We start from the raw sequence: 16,699 nt of genomic DNA on the forward strand, positions 1-16,699 counted from the left end.
TGTTTTTTCTAGTCTTTTGAGGGGCGGTGGTGACCGCTCGTGATCGCTGCCGTCGCGTGCCTGACGATCCTGCCAGTGCTACGAGAACTACCGGGCCAGCAGCCAATGTAGCGGCTGCGTGAAGCTGGGCTGAAAATTAAGTCATGCTGAAATTACGGTCAACAAAAATTAAGCAGTGCTAAATTTTGTCGTCATATTGGTGCGTTAGTGAGTCACTTTGGTGCAATTGCCTAGCGATTGCTGTGATCGTCGAACAACACCATGGTGGTGACCGTCAGTACTTCGGCAACCTCGTCGCCAACGTTCGCAAGGTGGTGCGCCTTGCCCGCATCGAAGTGGATCGAGTCCCCGCTGGCCAGCGGGTATTCGCGCCCGTCGACGCTGTAGACGATGCGCCCGGACAGCACATAGGCGAACTCGGCACCCTCGTGGGAAATCAGCTCGGACTGGTAGCCGACCGGCATGCTCATCTTCACCGCGTTGATCTGGTTGCCGGGAAAGCTGCTCGACAGGCGCTCGTAAGCCAGCGGCTGGCCTTCGATGGTGTAACGCACCCGTTCCCCCTGGTGCGAATCGGGCTGGGGCTGCGCCGGCTGGTCGAACAGCACGTTCATCGGCACGCCGAGGGATTTGGAGATGCTGGCCAGGGATGAGATGGACACGCCGGTAAGGTTGCGCTCGGCCTGGGAGAGGAAGCTGGCCGTGAGCCCGGACTCGCTGGCCACCTGGTTGAGCGTCTTGTTGGCGGCCCGCCGGTAGCGGCGCAAGCGCTCGCCGATGCGATCTACGGACATAAAAAATCGGCCCTTGGGAAAGGAGTCAGTATACCGGTCAGCGGAGCGCTGCGAAGGCGTCCGTGATGCTGGCTGATTGCAGCGTTTTGCAGAAAAGCTTTGCTTGAAAATTTAAGCTGTACTTAAATCTGGCCGCACATGCACATCGATCGGAGTGGAAAGATGACCTTGGGAGTCGGGGGCAGTACGCCTGAACAGGCGCTGGCGCGGTTACGCGACATGACGGCGGGCGCTCAGCCCATCGCGCTGGACGAGTACCGAGCCCGGCTCGACCGCGCCCAGGCGCGGATGCGTGAACTGGGCATCGGCGCCTTGTTCATCGGCGCCGGCAGCAATCTCGAATACTTCACCGGCGTGCGCTGGAGCCCCAGCGAGCGGATGGTCGGTGCGATCCTGCCCGCCGAGGGAGCGCTGGAATACCTGGCGCCTGCCTTCGAAGAGGGCACCATCCTCGATTTCCAGGTGGTCGAAGGCCCGGTGCGCCTATGGCAGGAGCACGAAAGCCCCTATCGCCTGCTGCTCGAGCGGCTTCAGGCGCTGGGCGTGGTCGGTAATCGCCAGGCGCCTGGCCGGGTGGGAATCTGCTCGTCGCTGCCGTTCTTCATGTACGACGGTATCCGCCAGTTGACGATGGGTTACGAATTCGTCGATGCGGGCGTCGTGACCGGCTACTGCCGCCAGCGCAAGTCGGCGTCCGAGATCGCCCTGATGCAGCGCGCCAAGGACATGACCCTGGAAGTGCACAAGGCCGCCGCCAGCATCCTGCGCGAAGGCATCACCACCGCTGAGGTGAGCGAATTCATCCACCAGGCGCACCGCGCGGTCGGCGCGACAGGCTCGTACTTCTGCATCGTGCTGTTCGGCCCGGCCAGCGCCTTTCCCCATGGTGTCAAGCATGTGCAGACCCTGCAGCGCGGCGACATGGTGCTGATCGACACCGGCTGCCGGCTGCACGGCTACCTGTCGGACATCACCCGCAGCTATGTCTTCGGCGAGCCGAACGAGCGCCAGCGGGCCTTCTGGAACATGGAAAAGGACGCTCAGCTCGCGGCCTTCGCCGCCGCCCGGCTCGGCGCACGTTGCGAAGAAGTGGACGAGGCCGCCCGCGCGTCCCTCGAAGCCGATGGCCTCGGTCCCGGTTATCTGCTGCCTGGTCTGCCGCACCGCACCGGGCACGGCATCGGCCTGGAAATTCATGAAGGCCCCTACCTGGTTCGCGGAGACGAGACGCCGTTGGACGTCGGCATGTGCCTGAGCAACGAGCCGATGATCTGCGTACCCGGCGAGTTCGGCATCCGCCTGGAAGATCATTTCTACATGAGCGAAAGCGGCCCGCGCTGGTTCACCGAGCCAAGCCACAGCGTTGATGATCCCTTCGGCCTGCAGCGCTAGCCGCAGGCCAGATCAGCGCACCAGACGCACCCGTGCGTAGTTGTTCGAGCCCAGCGGGCTGAGGCTGAAGCCTTCCACTTCGCGGCGCATCACGATGAACTGCTTCGGATGCGCCAGCGGTACCCAGGGCGCCTGCTGGTGGAAAATCGCCAGCGCCTGGCGATAGAGCGCCGCGCGGTCGCTCTGGTCGGTGCTGCGGCGGGCGCGAGTCAGCAGCTTGTCGAACCCGTGGTCGCACCAGCCAGCCTGGTTCTCGCCGGAGCGCGCCGCGGCGCAGGACAGGTTCGGCGTGAGGAAATTGTCCGGATCGCCGTTGTCGCCGGACCAGCCCATGAATACCAGGTCATGTTCGCCGTTCTTGGCACGCTTGATCAGCTCACCCCATTCGAACACCCGTACGTCCGCCTGGATGCCCAGCGCGGCGAGATCGGCCTGCAGCATCTGCGCGCCGATGCCCGGGTTGGGGTTGGTCGGTCCGCCGCCGGGACGCGTCCAGATCGACAGCTTGAAGCCCTCCGCAAGGCCGGCCTCGGCGAGCAGTTCGCGAGCGCGCTGCGGGTCGTAGGGCCAGCCCTGGAGGTTCGGGTCATGGCCCCAGAGCATCGGCGGGTAGGGCGCCACCGCGGGGCTGGCGCCGTCCTCGCCGAATTGGGCGCGCAGGTAGGCCTGCTTGTCGAAGGCGAGGTTGATCGCCTGGCGCACGCGCACGTCATCGAGCGGTGGATGGCGCACGTTGAGGCCGATATAGGCCACCAGCAGCGAATCGAGCGCCATCACCTTGAGCCGGTCGTCCTCGCGCAGCGCGGGGATGTCCACCGGCCGGGGATAGACTGCGATCTGGCAACCGCCGGCCTTGAGCATCTGCTGGCGGATGTTGGGATCGGGGGTGATGGCGAACACCAGGCGCTCGATCGCCGGTGCTCCGTTCCAGTAGTCGGGATGGGCCGCGAAGCGCACCTGAGCGTCCTTGGCGTAGCGTTGAAACACGAACGGGCCGGTGCCGATGGGCTGGCTGTTGAGTCGCTGCGGGGTACCGGCGGCGAGCAGCCTGTCGGCGTACTCGGCGGAATAGATCGAGGCGAAGCCCATCGCCAGGTTGGCCAGGAAAGGCGCCTCGGGATGACGCAGGGTGAAGCGCACGGTCAGTTCGTCGAGCTTGTCGATGCGTTCGATGAGCTCGGCCATTCCCATGGCTTCGGCAAACGGATAGCCGCGCTCGGACAGGCTGTGCCAGGGGTGCTCCGGATCGAGCTGGCGGTTGAAGCTCCAGAGCACGTCGTCGGCATTCAAGGGCCGACTCGGCGTGAACCACTCGGTGCGATGAAACGGCACGCTCGGGCGCAGGTGAAAGGTATAGCGCAGGCCGTCGGTGGATACGTCCCAGCGCTGGGCCAGGCCCGGAACCAGCTCGGCGCTGCCAGGGGCGAAATGCACGAGGCGGTCGAACAGGGTTTCGGCGGATGCGTCGGCGGTGGCTGCGGCGGTGAACTGGACCACGTCGAAGCCTTCGGGGCTGGCTTCGCTGCAGACCACCAGGCCTTCTGCGGCATGGACCATTGGCACGCTGACGAGTGCGGCGGCTAGTGCGGCGCATGCAGCACGCAAACGAAGGGCAGGAGTCATGGGCATCGCCAACCCTCGCATGTGGAGCCGGTGGCAGGCGCCGACGGGTGTCGGCGCCTGCGCGGAGTGTCGCTACTTCTCGAGGCTGACGCCGTAGAAGGAGTTGATACCGAACGGGCTGATCTTGAAATCCTTCACCTTGTTGCTCATCGGCTGGTAGACCGTCGAGTGGGCGATGGGCGTCATCTGTACGTTGGCCTTGAGCAGGTGCTGGGCCTCCTTGTACAGCGTGGTGCGCTCGTCAGGATCGGTGATCGCCTTGGCCTTCTTGATCAGCGCGTCGAACGGCTTGTCGCACAAGCGGCTGTAGTTGTTGCCGCCGATGGCGTCGCAGCCGTAGAGCACGCTGAGCCAGTTGTCCGGGTCGCCATTGTCGCCGGTCCAGCCGATCAGCAGCGTGTCGTGCTCGCCGGCCTTGGCGCGCTTGTTGTACTCGCCCCATTCGTAGCTGACGATGCGCGCCTTGATGCCGATCTTGGACCAGTCGGACTGGATCATTTCGGCCATCAAGCGCGCGTTGGGGTTGTAGGGTCGCTGTACCGGCATCGCCCAGAGGGTGATCTCGGTGCCATCGGCGACACCTGCGTCCTTGAGCAGCTGCTTGGCCTTTTCCGGGTCGAAGGGGGTGTCCTTGATGGTGTCATCGTAGGACCACTGGCCCGGCGGCATGCCATTGACCGCGAGCTGGCCGGCGCCCTGGTAGACGGCATTGATGATGGCCGGCTTGTTGATCGCCATGTCCAGCGCCTGGCGCACTTCGAGCTTGTCGAACGGCTTGTGCTCGGTGTTGTAGGCCAGGTAACCAAGGTTGAAGCCGGGTTGGTCGGGCATCTTCAGGTTGGGGTCTTTCCTCAGCGCTTCGAGCTCGGCCGGGCGCGGGAAGAGCGTGATCTGGCATTCGCCGGCGCGCAGTTTCTGCATGCGAACCGAGGCGTCGGTATTGATGGCGAAGATCAGGTTGTCGATCTTCACATCCTCGGGCTTCCAGTACTCGGTGTTGCCCTTGTAGCGAATCTGGGCGTCCTTCTGATAGCGGCTGAACACGAACGGGCCGGTACCGATCGGCTTCTGGTTGATGTCCGCCGCCTTGCCGGTCTTGAGCAACTGGTCGGCGTATTCGGCCGAGTGAATCGAGGCAAAGCTCATCGCCATGTTCTGGATGAAGGCCGCGTCGACGCTGTTGAGGGTGAAGCGCACGGTGTGGTCGTCGAGCTTCTCGATGCGGGCGATGTTCTGGTCCATGCCCATGTCGGTGAAGTACGGAAACTCCGTGGGGTAGGCCTTGCGGAAGGGATGCTCGGTACTGAGCATGCGTTCGAAGGTGAACAGCACGTCGTCGGCGTTGAATTCGCGGGTTGGCTTGAAGTAGTCGGTGGTGTGGAATTTCACACCCTGGCGCAGATGGAAGGTGTAGGTCAGGCCGTCATCGGAGATGTCCCACTTCTCGGCGAGCCCCGGCTCCACCTCAGTACCGCCGCGCTCGAACTGCGACAGTCGGTTGAACATGGTTTCGGCGGCTGCATCGAAGTCGGTGCCGGTGGTGTACAGGCCCGGGTCGAATCCGGCCGGACTGCCTTCGGAGCAGAACACCAGATTGGCGGCTTGGGCCAGTGGCGCGCCGGCCAGCAGGCCAGCAGCGAGAAGGTAAGGGAATATCGCGGTGGTGCGCATTAAGGACCCTCTGATCGTTGTGCTTCGGTTGAGCCTCTTGGGCTTCATTGAAGCAAGCAAGAGGTATGCCGTTAGCAAGCCGGCCTCTTTCGAGGCCGGTCGAGGGTCACGATTCGAGAGTCAGGGCATCAAGACTTCGATCACGCCGTTGGCGTTCATCGTCACCTGGCGGGTGCCGGCCTCGATCTCCGGCGTGATCGAATCTTCCATCCGGCTGCTCTTCATCGCCATGCTGCGCATCATCACCGGCTGGTAGCCGTTGCTGTCCAGGTTCAGGCTGACCACCTTGTAGTCGCTACCGCCCAGCGCTTCGGTTGCCAGTTGCGCGCGAGCGCGGAAAGCCGTGATCGCGTCCTTGAGCAGGGCATCCTCGTTCTGCTTGCGGATGCCATCCGAGACGCTGAATTGCATGCTGCCCATCTTCAGGGTGTTCATCAGCTCGCCGGTGAGCTTGGACAGGGCGGCGAAATCCGAACTCTCCAGGCGCAGCTCGGCGCGCTCGCGCCAGGATGTGATCTGCTGGCCTTTTTCCTCGTAAACCGGATAGCTGTTGCGACTGCCCAGGCTGACCGTCACGCCCTCGACCTTGCGCGCGCGGCCGAGTGCTTCGTTCATCACTTTGGACGTTTCTGCGGCCAGCTGCGTCGGATCGTCATGCTGGGTCTCGTTGTACAGCGTCACGTGCATCCGGTCGTGGGCCACTTCGCTGCTGACTTCGGCGCGCAGCGAAATCTGGTTGTAGCGCGGCTCCTCGGCCAATGCCGGCAGGGCGACAGTGGCAGAGGCCAGCAGTCCGAGGGCGGCGAACAACGGTCTGGTTGCGTACATGGGCGTTTCCTTGGTGGGAGGGGTTGGCAGAGCGTTGCAGACTTTGGCCGGCGGGTCGAGCCGGCTACGCTCGTTATGCGGCGCGTTGCCGCATCTGGCCAGTCCCCATGCGCCCTTGGTTATACTCGCCGCTCCTTTGGAGAGCCCATGTACGCACCCGTTCAGCTGCTTTCGGCGAGCCGTCAGAACCTCAAGCGACTTACACTGATCCGTTCCCTTGTGCTGGTTGCCCAGGCGGGCTCGGTAGGGTTGGCCTATGTCGCGAACCTGGTGACGCTGCCGTGGACGGCCCTGTGCATTACCCTGGCGATTTCCGCCTGCCTGTGCCTGGCGACGGCGATCCGTCTGCGCGGCCCCTGGCCGGTCACCGAGCTCGAATACGCCTCTCATCTGGCCTTCGACCTGATCATTCACAGCCTGCTGCTGTTTTATACCGGGGGGTCGACCAACCCCTTCGTCTCCTATTATCTGGTGCCCTTGACGATCGCCGCGGCGACACTGCCGTGGCTGTATTCGATGGTGCTTTCGGGGCTGGCGCTGGCCGGTTATACCGCCTTGCTGCTGTGGTACGACCCCCTGCATCTGGATACTGCAGCGCGGGCCACCATGCAGGTCTACGGCATGTGGCTGAGTTTCGCCCTGGCCGCGGCACTGATCACCTTCTTCGTCGCGCGCATGGCTGAAGAGTTGCGGCGCCAGGAACAGCACCAGGCCCAGCGTCGCGAGGAAAGCATGCGCGATCAGCAACTGCTCGCCGTCGCCACCCAGGCCGCTGGTGCCGCCCATGAACTGGGCACTCCGCTGGCGACCATGAGCGTACTGCTCAAGGAGCTGCGCCAGGAGCACAAGGAGCCGCAGTTGCAGGACGACCTGGCGCTGCTGCAGTCGCAGGTGCAGCTATGCAAGGAGAGCCTGCAGCAGCTGGTCCGCGCCGCCGAGGCCGATCGCCGTCAGGCGATCATCGAGCAGACGGCGCGCGAATGGGTCGAGGCGGTGCTCAAGCGCTGGCACCTGATGCGTCCGGAGGCCAGCTACCGTTTCCAGTGCGTGGGGCGTGGCAGTGCTCCACGACTGATGCCACCGGCCGATCTGAGCCAGGCGCTGCTCAACCTGCTCAACAATGCCACCGACGCCAGCCCCGACGATCTCGACATTTGTCTGGACTGGAATGCCCAATGGGTCATGCTGAGCATCCGCGACAACGGCGCCGGTGTGCCGCTGGCGATCGCCGAGCAGATCGGTAGGCCCTTCTTTACTACCAAGGGCAAGGGCTTCGGCCTTGGCCTGTTTCTCAGTCAGGCCAGCGTGACCCGTGCAGGCGGTACAGTGAAGCTGTACAACCACGAGGATGGTGGCACCCTGACCGAATTGCGGCTGCCCCACGGCGCCGCGCGTGCCTGAAAGGCCACAGCGAGGATTAGCGAGATGACCACCGAGGATATGCAACTGGAAGGCGACGAACACCACAAGCTGCTGCTGGTGGACGACGACCCTACCTTCACTCGGGTGATGGCGCGGGCCATGAGCCGTCGTGGCCTGCAGGTGAGCATCGCCGGCTCGGCAGACGAGGGCCTGGCGCTGGCCAGGCAGGACATTCCCGATTACGCGGTGCTCGACCTGAAGATGGAAGGCGACTCCGGCCTGGTACTGCTGCCCAAGCTGCTGGAACTCGACCCCGAGATGCGCGTGCTGATCCTCACCGGTTATTCGAGCATCGCCACGGCTGTGGAAGCCATCAAGCGCGGCGCCTGCAACTACCTGTGCAAACCGGCCGATGCCGACGACGTGCTGGCCGCGTTGCTTTCGCAGCACGCCGATCTGGACACGCTGGTGCCGGAAAATCCCATGTCGGTCGACCGGCTGCAGTGGGAGCACATCCAGCGCGTGCTGGCCGAGCACGAGGGCAATATCTCCGCTACCGCGCGCGCCCTTGGCATGCACCGTAGAACGCTGCAGCGCAAACTGCAAAAACGCCCGGTACGTCGCTGATTTAGCCCGCTGCCCGGAAGGCCATGCGCCGGTGGGCTTGCTAACATAAGGCCATCTCTTTCTTTCGCAGGCCCGCGCATGTTCGCCCTGTTTCAACAGACCCTGGGTATCACCGCTCCGGTCTTCGCCATGTTGTTTCTCGGCGTCTTGCTCAAGCGCCTGGGCTGGATCGACATCACCTTCGTCAACATGGCGTCGGCCCTGGTCTTCAAGGGTACGATGCCGACGATGCTGTTCCTCTCAATCCTGCGCGCCGACCTCAGTCAGGCGGTCAAGCCGACGGTGATCGGCTACTTCGTCCTGGCGACCGTGGTGAGCTTCCTGGTCGCCTGGGTCTGGGCGATCTGGCGCTGCCCGCTGGCCGACCGCGGCATCTATGTGCAGGGTGCGTTTCGCGGCAACAACGGCATCGTCGGGCTGGCTTTGGCCACCAGCATGTACGGCGACTACGGGCTGTCGCTCGGCGGCGTGCTCGCAGGCGTGGTTATCCTGGTCTACAACACCCTGGCGGCGGTGATCCTCGCGCTGTACAGCCCGAGCGTGAAGTCCGATGCCTGGAGCATCTTCAAGAGCATCGTCAGCAATCCGTTGATCATCGGGGTGGTGGGTGCGATTCCCTTCGCCTACTGGCAGATCGGCTTGCCCGCCTGGGTACTGACCTCGGGGCAGTACTTCGCTCAGATGACCCTGCCACTGGCACTGATCTGCATTGGCGGCACTCTGACCCTTGGCATGTTGCGCGACAGCGGCACCCTGGCCTTGAGCGCCAGCGCCATGAAGATGATCTGGTTGCCGGTGCTCAGTACTCTCGGTGCCTGGGCCCTGGGCTTTCGCGGTGCGGATCTGGGCGTGCTGTTCCTTTATTTCGCCAGCCCGACGGCGGCTGCGAGCTTCGTCATGGCCAAGGCGGTCAATGGCAACCACCAGTTGGCCTCGGGCATCATCGTGATGACCACGTTGGCGGCTGCGGTGACCACCAACGTCGGCATTTTCGTGCTGCAATGGGGCGGCTGGATCTGAGCCGCTAGCCGCGCTGCTGCTGCCAGGCGCGAGCGCCGATTACCAGCAAGGTGATGGCTGTCAGTGGCAAGGCGTACCAGAGCATCGCGTGACCGAAGGCCTGGGAGAAGCCCGCGCCGGAAGCGTTGAGCACCAGGTAGGCGGTGTAGGCCAGGTAGTAGGCGACGAACAGCAGGCCTTCCCAGCGGTTGATCAGGTGTCCCGAGAAGAAGATCGGCAGGCAGGCCAGGGCCACTGCGATCATCACCGGGAAGTCGAAGGCCAGTGCGCTGGCCGAGACGGCGATCGCCTGGGGCGAGACCAGCGAGGCGAGTCCCAGTACGCAGAGCAGGTTGAAGATGTTGCTGCCCACGACGTTACCCACGGCGATGTCCCGCTCGCCCTTGAGCGCGGCCAGGATCGAGGTGGCCAGCTCCGGTAGCGACGTACCGATCGCGATCACCGTCAGGCCGATCACCAGCTCTGACAGGCCAAGGGCGCGCGCCAGGCTGACGGCGCCCTCGACCAGCAGGTTCGAGCCAACCACCAGCAACACCAGCCCGGCCACCAGCAACCCCAGGTTGATCACCCAGGCGTAGGGCTTGGGCGGTTCGGTAAGGCCGAACTCTTCGGCGAATTCGTCCGGGCCGTTCAGTGCCTGTTCGCGCTTGCTCTTGATGATCAGGAACAGCGTATACGCCACCACACCGGTGAACAGCAGCGCGCCGTCCACTCGGCCCAGCGAGCCATCCCAGGCCAGTGCGTAGGTCACCAGGCTCGCGCCGATCATGATCGGCACGTCGAGGCGGATCAGTTGGCGCGACACCACCAACGGTGCGATGAGTGCCGAAATGCCGAGGATCAGCAGGACGTTGGCGATGTTGCTGCCTACCACGTTACCGATCGCCAGATCGCCGCTGCCTTCGAGCGCCGATTGGACGCTGACCGCTGTTTCCGGTGCGCTGGTGCCGAATGCGACCACGGTCAGGCCGATCACCAGCGGCGGAATGCCAAATTGCGCGGCGAGCTTGGCGGCGCCGCGCACAAGCACTTCCGCGCCGGCTACCAGCAATATGAGGCCGGCGATCAGATAGACGAACGTCATGGGTGTCATGGTGTAAGAGTTTCCGGAGTTCAGGGTTGGGGAGAGGGTTCACCGCGCTGGCGTCGCCAGGCACGCATCGCCAGGACGATCAGGGTCAGCGCGGTCAGTGGCAGCACGTACCAGGTCATCGCATGCTCGAACAGGGCGATCAGCGGTCTGCCCGTGGCGAACAGCACAAGATAAGCGGTATAGGCCAGATAGTAGAAGAAGAACAACAGGCCTTCCCAGCGGTTGATCTGGTAGCCCGAGAAAAAGATCGGCAGACAGGCGAGGAACACCGCCATCATCACCGGGAAGTCGAATGCCAGTGCATTGGGCGAGATCGATAGCCCGCTGGGCGCAACCAATGCGGCGGCGCCGAGCACCAGCAGCAGGTTGAAGATCGAGCTGCCGACGATGTTGCCCACGGCGATGTCGCGCTCGCCCTTGAACACCGCGAGCATCGAAGTGGCCAGCTCGGGCAGGGAAGTACCGACGGCGATCACCGTCAAGCCGATGATCAGCTCCGAAAGACCCAGCGCCCGGGCCAGCGACACCGCGCCTTCGACCAACAGGTTGGAGCCACCGATCAGCAATACCAGGCCCACCACCACCAGCAGCAGGTTCAGCAGCCAGGCGAATCGCCCGGGTTTTTCCTTGAGTGCGAACGCCTCGTCGAATTCGTCAGGTTCGCTCGCCACGTTCTTGCTGCGGCGGCTGAGTACGATCAGCAGCACGCAGTAGCCGACCACCGAAGCGAATAGCAATGCGCCGTCCAGGCGGCCCAATGTGCCATCCCAGGCCAGCGCGAAGGTCAGTACACCGGCGCCGATCATGATCGGAACGTCGAGACGGATCAGTTGGCGGGACACGATCAGCGGAGCGACCAGCGCCGACAGCCCGAGAATCAGCAGCACGTTGGCGATATTGCTGCCAATCACGTTGCCTACCGCAAGGTCGCCGCTGCCGTTCAGCGAGGCCTGCACGCTGACGGCCGTTTCCGGCGCGCTGGTGCCGAAGGCCACCACCGTCAGCCCGATGATCAGGGGCGGAATGCCGAAAATGGCTGCCAGGCGCGATGCCCCGCGTACCAGTACTTCGGCTCCGATGACCAGCAGCACCAGGCCGGCGATCAGGTAGACGAAGATCAAAAGGGTCATGCTCAACTCCAGAAAACAATCGTGTCATGGCGCGGCTCGTCATAGAGACCGCCACGTCGGTGCGAGGTGCCGTTATCGCTGCAGCTGCTCGACACGCACGCGGGATACCCCTTGCTTGATGATGCCAAGCTCCTCGGCTGCCTTTTGCGACAGGTCGATGATCCGTCCGCGCCCGTAAGGACCCCGGTCGTTGATTCGAACCTCGACGCTGCGCCCGCTGGCCAGGCTGGTGACCCGAACCCAGGTGCCGAACGGAAGCGTGCGATGCGCCGCGGTCATCGCGTGCTGGTCGAAGGCCTCGCCATTGGCGGTTCGCTTGCCGTGATGCCGCTTGCCATAAAAGGAGGCGAGTCCTTCGGCGCTGTAGGTGGTGTCTGCCTGAACAGGCGCGCCCGTGGAAGGGCGGCTGACCGGTTCGCGGGTAGTACAGCCAGCCAGCAGGAGGGCGGCGGCCAGTGCCGCAAGGATGAGCGTACGGAGCATGGGGTTTCCTTCCTGATAAGAAAACGCCGGGCGTACCCGGCGTCGATCCGTGAGGCTAGATCAGCCGTCGAGCTTCTTCTTCAGCAGTTCGTTCACCTGGCCAGGATTGGCCTTGCCTTTGGACGCCTTCATCGCCTGGCCGACGAAGAAGCCGAACATCTTGCCGCGCTTGGCTTCGTCGCTGGCGCGGTATTGCTCGACCTGCTCGGCATTGGCGGCCAGCACCTCATCGAGCATCTTCTCGATGGCGCCGGAATCGGTGACCTGCTTGAGTCCTTTCTTCTCGATGATCTCATCGGCCGAGCCTTCGCCAGCGGCCATGGCCTCGAACACCATCTTGGCGATCTTGCCGCTGATGGTGTCGTCCTTGATACGCAGGATCATGCCGCCCAACTGCTCGGCCGAGACCGGCGACTGGTCGATCTCCAGGCCTTCCTTGTTGAGCAGGCTGGAGAGTTCGCCCATCACCCAGTTGGCGGCGAGCTTGGCATCACCGCAGACCTGCTGCACCGCCTCGAAGTAGTCGGCCATCTCGCGGCTGGCTGCGAGCACCGTGGCGTCGTAGGCGGAAAGGCCGAACTGGCTTTCGAAACGCTCGCGCTTCTGTACCGGCAATTCCGGCAGGCTGGCGCGAACCTCGTCGAGGAAGCTCTGCTCGATCACCACCGGCAGCAGGTCAGGGCAGGGGAAGTAACGGTAGTCGTTGGCTTCTTCCTTGCTGCGCATCGAGCGCGTCTCGTCCTTGTTCGGGTCGTACAGACGGGTTTCCTGGACCACTTTGCCGCCATCTTCGATCAGCTCGATCTGGCGCTGCACTTCGTGGTTGATCGCTTTCTCGATGAAGCGGAAGGAGTTGACGTTCTTGATCTCGGCGCGGGTGCCGAACTCGGCTTGGCCCTTGGGGCGAACCGAGACGTTGCAGTCGCAGCGCAGCGAGCCTTCGGCCATATTGCCGTCGCAGATGCCGAGGTAGCGCACCAGCGCGTGGATCGCCTTGACGTAGGCAACGGCTTCCTTGGCCGAGCGAATGTCAGGCTCGGAGACGATTTCCAGTAGCGGCGTGCCGGCACGGTTGAGGTCGATGCCGCTCATGCCCTGGAAGTCTTCGTGCAGGCTCTTGCCAGCATCTTCTTCCAGATGCGCACGGGTGATCCCGATGCGCCGTGTGGTGCCGTCTTCCAGGATGATGTCCAAGTGGCCCTTGCCAACGATGGGATGGTCCATCTGGCTGGTCTGGTAACCCTTGGGCAGGTCCGGGTAGAAGTAATTCTTGCGGGCGAAGACGTTCTTCTCGGCGATCTCGGCATCGATAGCCAGGCCGAACTTGCAGGCCATGCGCACGGCTTCGGCGTTGAGCACCGGCAGGGTGCCAGGCATGCCGAGGTCAACCAGGCTGGCCTGGGTGTTGGGCTCAGCACCGAAGGTGGTGGCGCTGCCGGAGAAGATCTTCGATTGGGTGGCGAGCTGTGCGTGGATTTCCAGCCCGATTACCGTTTCCCATTGCATACGTATCGTCCTCAGAATCCGCTCGGTGCTTGTTTGTGCCATTCAGTGACCTGCTGGTACTGATGGGCGACGTTGAGCAGGCGGCTTTCCTGGAAATAGGGGGCCAGTAGCTGAACACCCACCGGCAGGCCGTCGACGAAGCCCGCTGGCATGGACAGGCCCGGGATGCCGGCGAGGTTGGCGGTGATGGTGTAGATGTCCTCGAGGTAGGCCGAGACCGGGTCGGCGTTCTTCTCGCCGAGCTTCCAGGCCAGGTTCGGCGTGGTCGGGCCGAGGATCACGTCCACCTCCTCGAAGGCACTGACGAAATCGTTCTTGATCAGCCGGCGGATCTGCTGGGCCTTGATGTAGTAGGCATCGTAGTAACCCGCCGACAACGCATAGGTACCGACCATGATGCGGCGCTTGACCTCGTCGCCGAAGCCTTCGGCGCGCGAACGCTTGTAGAGGTCGGTGAGGTCGACCGGGTTCTCGCAACGGTAGCCGAAACGTACGCCATCGAAGCGCGAGAGGTTGGAGGAGGCTTCGGCCGGCGCGATCACATAATAGGAAGGGATCGCGTGCTGCATGTTCGGCAGACTGATGTCCTTCACCGTGGCGCCGAGCTTTTTCAGCTCTTCGACCGCAGCCATCACGGCGTCGGCGATCCTGGCGTCCAGGCCCTCGCCGAAGTACTCCTTCGGCAGTCCGATGCGCAGGCCATTCAGGGGTTTGCCCAGCGCTGCGAGGTAATCGTCCAGCGGTTGGTCGACACTGGTCGAGTCCTTCGGGTCGAAGCCGGCCATCGCACCGAGCATCAGGGCGCAATCTTCGGCCGTGCGGGCCATCGGGCCACCCTGATCGAGGCTGGAGGCATAGGCGATCATGCCCCAGCGCGAAACACGACCGTAGGTGGGTTTGAGCCCGGTAAGGTTGGTCAGCGCCGCCGGTTGGCGAATCGAGCCACCCGTGTCGGTACCGGTAGCCGCGGGCAACAGGCGTGCGGCCACTGCGGCAGCCGAACCGCCGGAGGAGCCGCCAGGCACGCGGCTCAAATCCCAGGGATTCTTCACCGGGCCGTAGTAACTCGACTCGTTGGCCGAGCCCATGGCGAATTCGTCCATGTTCAGCTTGCCCAGCGATACCGCGCCGGCGTCGGCGAGGCGCTGCACCACGGTGGCGTCGTAGGGCGCCTTGAACGCGTCGAGAATCTTCGAGCCGCAGCTGGTGCGGATGCCAAGGGTGCAGAACAGGTCCTTGTGGGCGATCGGTGCGCCGAGCAGTGGGCCGTTTTCGCCGGCGGCGCGGCGGGCGTCGGCGGCGCGCGCCTGCTCGAGCGCCTGGTCAGCGGTGACGGTGACGAAGGCGTTGAGCTGAGGATCGAGCTGCTCGATGCGCGTCAGCAGCGTGCGGGTCAGCTCTTCGGCGGAAAAGGTCTTGGCGGCCAGGGCGCGGGCGATGCCGGCCAGGGTCAGTTGATGCATGTCGGCGTCCTTCATTACTCGATCACCCGCGGGACCAGGTACAAACCCTCTTCCACGGCCGGCGCAATGGCCTGATAAGCGTCGCGCTGATTGCTTTCGGTGACTTCGTCGGCGCGCAGGCGTTGGCTGGTTTCCAACGGATGGGCCAGCGGCTCGATGCCCTGGGTGTCGACCGCCTGCATGCGGTCGATCAGACCGAGGATAGTGTTGAGGGTCTCGGTGGTGCGGGGAAGGTCGGCGTCATTCAGGCCCAGACGGGCCAAATGAGCGATCTTTTCCACCTCGGAGCGTTCTAGCGCCATCGGGAGTCTCCAGCGGAAGGAAGGGGCGTGCTTTGTGCGCCTGTGGGGAAGGCAGCGGTCTTTGCCGCAGTCAGGCGGCTTTTCGCCCAAAGGGCGGAATCTACCATGCCAGGCCGGATTCCCGGTAGCCGGAGCCATTGTGTCGAGGTCTGGGAGGGCCTGTGCGGGCGGTAGCCACACGTGCCGTCGCAATAGGCGGAAGTCGCTCACGTCCTTGATCAGTCGGCCCGACTAGCGCCTTGCCCAAAGGCCGCACCATTGTTAGAGTTTGCCGCACTTTTTCCCCACGCGTTTGCCTCAGGGCCCTTTCCCAATGTTCAAGAAACTGCGTGGCATGTTTTCCAGCGATCTGTCGATCGACCTGGGCACTGCCAATACCCTTATTTATGTGCGCGACCGCGGCATCGTTCTCAACGAGCCTTCGGTGGTCGCCATCCGTAGCCACGGCAACCAGAAAAGCGTCGTCGCCGTCGGCACCGAAGCCAAGCGCATGCTCGGCCGTACCCCAGGCAACATCAACGCGATCCGTCCGATGAAAGACGGCGTCATTGCCGACTTCAGCGTCTGCGAAAAGATGCTGCAGTACTTCATCAACAAGGTTCACGAGAACAGCTTCCTGCAGCCCAGCCCGCGTGTACTGATCTGCGTGCCCTGCAAGTCGACCCAGGTCGAGCGCCGGGCGATTCGCGAATCGGCCCTCGGCGCTGGCGCGCGTGAAGTCTTCCTCATCGAAGAGCCGATGGCCGCGGCGATCGGCGCCGGGCTACCGGTCGAAGAGGCGCGTGGCTCGATGGTCGTCGACATCGGCGGCGGTACCACCGAGATCGCCCTGATTTCCCTCAACGGCGTGGTCTACGCCGAATCCGTGCGCGTCGGTGGCGACCGTTTCGACGAATCGATCGTGACCTACGTGCGCCGCAACTACGGCAGCCTGATCGGCGAATCCACCGCCGAGCGCATCAAGCAGGAAATCGGCTCGGCATTCCCCGGCAGCGAACTGCGCGAAGTGGACGTGCGCGGCCGCAACCTGGCCGAAGGCGTGCCACGCAGCTTCACACTCAACTCGAGCGAAGTGCTCGAAGCGTTGCAGGAGTCGCTGGCGACCATCGTTCAGGCAGTCAAGAGCGCTCTGGAGCAGTCGCCACCGGAACTCGCAGCCGACATCGCCGAGCGTGGCCTGGTGCTCACTGGCGGCGGCGCGCTGCTGCGTGACCTGGACAAGCTGCTGGCCCAGGAAACCGGCCTGCCGGTGATCGTCGCGGAAGATCCGCTGACCTGCGTCGCCCGTGGCGGTGGGCGCGCGCTGGAAATGATGGATCGCCATACCATGGACCTGTTGTCCACCGAATGATCCGGCAGGCCGTAGCGTCGAGCGGTGGGCGAACCTGTCGCCTGCCTCGTCGGC

At 63.8% G+C, this 16,699-nt stretch carries 15 protein-coding genes; 5 read left to right on the plus strand and 10 right to left on the minus strand.

Annotated features, from left to right (window positions below):
• Window positions 1-230: 230 nt before the first annotated feature.
• A complete protein-coding gene (locus G7026_RS00900; protein WP_181068764.1) occupies window positions 231-794 on the minus strand; it encodes a helix-turn-helix domain-containing protein in 564 nt (187 codons plus the stop codon).
• Between the two features lie 162 nt (window positions 795-956).
• On the opposite strand from G7026_RS00900, the gene G7026_RS00905 reads away from it, so the two are divergent.
• Window positions 957-2,186: a M24 family metallopeptidase gene (locus G7026_RS00905; RefSeq protein WP_181068765.1), complete on the plus strand. Its 1,230-nt coding sequence runs from the start codon at window positions 957-959 to the stop codon at window positions 2,184-2,186.
• 12 nt (window positions 2,187-2,198) lie between these two features.
• Here the strand turns inward: G7026_RS00905 and G7026_RS00910 are convergent, their stop codons facing one another.
• From G7026_RS00910 to G7026_RS00920, 3 genes are all read right to left on the minus strand, one after another.
• A complete protein-coding gene (locus G7026_RS00910; protein ID WP_375138176.1) occupies window positions 2,199-3,815 on the minus strand; it encodes an ABC transporter substrate-binding protein in 1,617 nt (538 codons plus the stop codon).
• Between the two features lie 66 nt (window positions 3,816-3,881).
• Window positions 3,882-5,480: an ABC transporter substrate-binding protein gene (locus G7026_RS00915; protein ID WP_219858256.1), complete on the minus strand. Its 1,599-nt coding sequence runs from the start codon at window positions 5,478-5,480 to the stop codon at window positions 3,882-3,884.
• Window positions 5,481-5,600: 120 nt separating this feature from the next.
• Window positions 5,601-6,308, minus strand: coding sequence for an SIMPL domain-containing protein (locus G7026_RS00920; protein WP_181068766.1), 708 nt, complete (start codon window positions 6,306-6,308; stop codon window positions 5,601-5,603).
• A 147-nt stretch (window positions 6,309-6,455) separates the two neighbouring features.
• On the opposite strand from G7026_RS00920, the gene G7026_RS00925 reads away from it, so the two are divergent.
• From G7026_RS00925 to G7026_RS00935, 3 genes are all read left to right on the plus strand, one after another.
• On the plus strand, window positions 6,456-7,709 hold the full coding sequence (locus G7026_RS00925) for an ATP-binding protein (protein WP_181068768.1): 1,254 nt from the start codon (window positions 6,456-6,458) through the stop codon (window positions 7,707-7,709).
• 24 nt (window positions 7,710-7,733) lie between these two features.
• Window positions 7,734-8,297 carry a response regulator transcription factor gene (locus G7026_RS00930; RefSeq protein ID WP_181068770.1) on the plus strand — a complete coding sequence of 188 codons (564 nt, stop codon included), beginning with the start codon at window positions 7,734-7,736 and terminating at the stop codon, window positions 8,295-8,297.
• A gap of 78 nt (window positions 8,298-8,375) precedes the next feature.
• Entirely contained in the window at window positions 8,376-9,317 is a 942-nt protein-coding gene (locus G7026_RS00935; protein ID WP_181068772.1) for an AEC family transporter, read from the plus strand.
• 4 nt (window positions 9,318-9,321) lie between these two features.
• Here G7026_RS00935 and G7026_RS00940 read toward each other — a convergent pair whose 3' ends face one another.
• The 6 genes from G7026_RS00940 to gatC form a co-directional block, all read right to left on the minus strand.
• Window positions 9,322-10,410 carry a calcium/sodium antiporter gene (locus G7026_RS00940; protein WP_181068773.1) on the minus strand — a complete coding sequence of 363 codons (1,089 nt, stop codon included), beginning with the start codon at window positions 10,408-10,410 and terminating at the stop codon, window positions 9,322-9,324.
• Window positions 10,411-10,430: 20 nt separating this feature from the next.
• Window positions 10,431-11,540 carry a calcium/sodium antiporter gene (locus G7026_RS00945; RefSeq protein WP_181068774.1) on the minus strand — a complete coding sequence of 370 codons (1,110 nt, stop codon included), beginning with the start codon at window positions 11,538-11,540 and terminating at the stop codon, window positions 10,431-10,433.
• Between the two features lie 72 nt (window positions 11,541-11,612).
• The gene (locus G7026_RS00950) at window positions 11,613-12,023 is read right to left on the minus strand and encodes a septal ring lytic transglycosylase RlpA family protein (protein ID WP_181068775.1); all 411 of its coding nucleotides are present in this window, start codon (window positions 12,021-12,023) and stop codon (window positions 11,613-11,615) included.
• A 60-nt stretch (window positions 12,024-12,083) separates the two neighbouring features.
• Window positions 12,084-13,529: an Asp-tRNA(Asn)/Glu-tRNA(Gln) amidotransferase subunit GatB gene (gene gatB, locus G7026_RS00955; protein ID WP_258190137.1), complete on the minus strand. Its 1,446-nt coding sequence runs from the start codon at window positions 13,527-13,529 to the stop codon at window positions 12,084-12,086.
• Between the two features lie 11 nt (window positions 13,530-13,540).
• Entirely contained in the window at window positions 13,541-14,992 is a 1,452-nt protein-coding gene (gene gatA / locus G7026_RS00960) for an Asp-tRNA(Asn)/Glu-tRNA(Gln) amidotransferase subunit GatA (protein ID WP_181068777.1), read from the minus strand.
• A 14-nt stretch (window positions 14,993-15,006) separates the two neighbouring features.
• Window positions 15,007-15,294, minus strand: coding sequence for an Asp-tRNA(Asn)/Glu-tRNA(Gln) amidotransferase subunit GatC (gatC, locus tag G7026_RS00965; protein WP_181068778.1), 288 nt, complete (start codon window positions 15,292-15,294; stop codon window positions 15,007-15,009).
• Window positions 15,295-15,607: 313 nt separating this feature from the next.
• Between gatC and mreB the strand changes: the two genes are divergently transcribed.
• Complete coding sequence (mreB, locus tag G7026_RS00970; RefSeq protein WP_181068779.1) at window positions 15,608-16,645, plus strand: rod shape-determining protein MreB; 1,038 nt, start codon at window positions 15,608-15,610, stop codon at window positions 16,643-16,645.
• The last annotated feature ends 54 nt before the right edge of the window (window positions 16,646-16,699 follow it).

This window comes from Stutzerimonas azotifigens (genome assembly GCF_013522725.1).
GTDB lineage: Bacteria > Pseudomonadota > Gammaproteobacteria > Pseudomonadales > Pseudomonadaceae > Stutzerimonas > Stutzerimonas azotifigens_A.